A 2,370-nucleotide genomic window follows, 5' to 3' on the forward strand; every position below is an offset into this window, starting at 1 on the left:
AGTAAATCCATTACAAGTTTCTCTAATTAAAAATAAATATGGAAAACTGTTCATAAATAAATTATATGAGAAGGAAGTTTATTTCAATTTATCACATACCGATAATATGATTTTATGTGGAATCACTAAAATAGGAAGAATAGGCGTTGATATCGAAAAAAACGATAAAAATTTTCTTGAAATAATGAATCTTGTTTTTACGCCAGAAGAAATACGATATGTAAATTCATTTAATAATCGGCTCTGTAAAATTAATGCTTTTTATAAAATTTGGACTAGGAAAGAAGCTTATATGAAAATGATTGGCAAAGGTTTTTCGTTAGATCCTTTATCTTTTTCAGTACCAGCTATCTTGGACGAAGACGAAGATAGACGAGTTTTATTTTATACACATAATTTTTCTAATGAATATGTCTTTTCGATTGCTGTTAAAAATAACAAAGGCTATGGTAACATTAAGTATATTGTGAATAATTTGAATTTAGAGAATTTTTATTAATTAATCTATACAGAGTTAAAGCGTTGAAAGATGAAAGGATGTGGTTTTTATTAAACAGAAATTTATTTCAAATAGTTTGGTAAGCATTAATCCGATAGATAATGCTCCATTTAGACTGTTTTGTTTTCCTCATGCAGGAGGAAGTAGCTCATTCTTTAATTCTTGGCTTGCACATGTTCCAAAAGATATAGAATTAATAGCAATACAACTCCCTGGAAGAGAAAGAAGGATAAATGAACCCCCATTAGATAGCATTGAAGAAATAGTCGGAATGCTTTCAAGTGAAATAAGTTTATTATTAGACAAACCATATGCGTTTTTTGGACATAGTATGGGTAGCATAGTAAGTTATGAGGTTTGTAAGTATTTAGTGAATACAAATAATCCTACTCCTAATCATTTGTATTTATCTAGTTGTAGGGCTCCTCACATTCCATGTAATGAGAAATTACATAACTTGCCACATGATGAATTTATTGAAGAGTTGAAGGAATTAGACGGTACACCTAAAGAAATATTAGAAAATCAATCATTTAGGGATATTTATTTACCTACAATTATTTCTGATTTTAAAATAGTTGAATCCTATTATAGGTCCGTGCCGTTTCTGTTACCAGTACCGATTACGTGTTTTATAGGGGATAATGATGTTGTAAACTTAAATGATTTATTAGAATGGAAGCATTATACTAATGAATTTTCTTATACAATATACGAAGGAGACCATTTTTATTTGAACATTCATAAGAACAAAATTTTAAATGTCATTCAGTCGAATATAAAATACCGAATAGTCAAATAATTAGTTATAACTTAAAAGATCTACCTTATTATAAGCATATGATTATTCAGTTTTCCAACTAATCTTTAAAAAAGGAAGTTTCTAATTAGATAGATATATAAAGAAAACAAAAACATTCTTAAACCCAGAGATGTATTTTGCAAAATAAAAGTGGATATAGTGTTATTGAAAAGAATATAGACGGTATGGTGTAAGCAACGGTGATAAAATGGTTCTCCCGCAATTTTGGTGAAACCCTCTCGTGGTCATTATAGTAGTAAACTATTACCACGGGAGGGTTTATTTTGGAACTGCAAACATTCTATAAGGATTGGAAGTTGCTATTTTATTCTGTTGATCGTTCGTGCGTCAAGTTGTATGTCCAATCTCAACAAAAATTGAATCTTTGTCCATCATGTAACATGCCTTCTTCTCGTGTCCACAGCCGATACTGGCGTGTGATTCAAGATGTATGTTTTTGGCAAGTAAAAAATGCACGAAATGGCAATTAAAAATGCCACTTGCCAAATTCCGTTATTGGTTGAGAGAGATTGAATCTTTATAGCGATGACTATCGCCTTTAAAAATGATTAAATGGGAGTGATGTATCAATCGATCAATCACTGCTTCTGTTAATATTGGATCACCAAATACATTATTCCATTGCCCAAATTGTAAATTGGTCGTTACGATGATACTTTTAGCTTCATAACACATGGAAATGATTTGAAATAACAATTCTGCTCCTTGTTTATGCAATGGGATGTAGCCCAATTCGTCTATGACCAAGAGGTCTAATTTCTCGATTTGTTTGAGAAATTTACAATGAACCCATAGAGTGCGACACAAGGAGGAGATAAATAAGTTATACTGAAGCTATGGAAAAACGGAATCGATACACCGCAGAATTTAAGACGAAGGTTGTCATGGAAGTGCTGAGAGAAGAGCAGACAGTGAATGAGATTGCTGGGAAGTACGAAATTAGTCCGGTGATGCTAAGCCGGTGGAAGGCGGAGTTTGTGGAGCGTGCCTCCATGGTGTTCGGCCGTGAAACCAAAGAAGCCGAGAAAATGAAAAGAAACTACGAGGA

General features: G+C 32.3%; 3 protein-coding genes and 1 pseudogene. 3 read left to right on the top strand and 1 reads right to left on the bottom strand.

Translation table 11 applies throughout. From position 1 onward, the window contains the following. The coding region (locus tag B6A27_RS03375) for a 4'-phosphopantetheinyl transferase family protein (protein WP_139788058.1) at window positions 1–499 on the top strand (499 nt) is incomplete at its 5' end. Window positions 500–539: 40 nt separating this feature from the next. Next, window positions 540–1,301, top strand: coding sequence for a thioesterase II family protein (locus B6A27_RS03380; protein WP_080860182.1), 762 nt, complete (start codon window positions 540–542; stop codon window positions 1,299–1,301). A 513-nt stretch (window positions 1,302–1,814) separates the two neighbouring features. Here B6A27_RS03380 and B6A27_RS03385 read toward each other — a convergent pair. Then, window positions 1,815–2,102, bottom strand: a pseudogene (locus B6A27_RS03385) (ATP-binding protein); the annotation flags it as partial. Window positions 2,103–2,158: 56 nt separating this feature from the next. On the opposite strand from B6A27_RS03385, the gene B6A27_RS03390 reads away from it, so the two are divergent. After that, on the top strand, window positions 2,159–2,370 hold a 212-nt coding region (locus B6A27_RS03390; RefSeq protein WP_139788059.1), incomplete at its 3' end, for a transposase.

The organism is Anoxybacillus sp. UARK-01 (genome assembly GCF_002075365.1).
Taxonomy (GTDB): domain Bacteria; phylum Bacillota; class Bacilli; order Bacillales; family Anoxybacillaceae; genus Anoxybacteroides; species Anoxybacteroides rupiense.